A 501-nucleotide genomic window follows, 5' to 3' on the forward strand; every position below is an offset into this window, starting at 1 on the left:
AGACCAATCACAATCGACACCAACAGGAAGAAGAGTTCGAGGCGTCCAGTTAAGCTTTGTGTGTTGTTAAATAAGCGGCGAATCATGCCCCCGGCTCCAAGCGGAAGCCGACTTTAGGGAGGGTTTTCAATAAATGTTCTTCAAAGGGTTTATCGAGTTGACCGCGCAGTTGATAAATGTGGCTGCGCAAAACGTCATTGTTTGGCTCATTTTCTTGCCATAGGCGGAATGCGATTTCTTCACGCGTCACAACTTCGGGGGCATTTTTGACCAGCATTTCTAGAATAGTGTACGTGGTTGGATTCAACGCCAACAGCTTATCTTGACGGTAGGCTTGATGCGTTTTTTGATCGATAGACACTTCGCCATACTGGAGTTTGGTTGATGCAACCGTACCGCGATAGCGTTTAATCAATGCAGTCATGCGTGCTTCAAGAATATCGAGATCAAACGGTTTGGTGAGGTAGTCGTCGGCGCCGTGTTGGAAGCCTTTGAGCATGT

The 501-nt window shown here is 47.3% G+C and carries 1 protein-coding gene; it reads right to left on the reverse strand.

Going from position 1 to position 501, the window contains the following annotated elements; genetic code table 11:
* Window positions 1–82 precede the first annotated feature (82 nt).
* The coding region (locus R8O10_RS27860) for a response regulator transcription factor (RefSeq protein WP_318192312.1) at window positions 83–501 on the reverse strand (419 nt) is incomplete at its 5' end.

It is taken from the genome of Vibrio sp. 1727 (assembly GCF_033344415.1).
Classification (GTDB): domain Bacteria; phylum Pseudomonadota; class Gammaproteobacteria; order Enterobacterales; family Vibrionaceae; genus Vibrio; species Vibrio alginolyticus.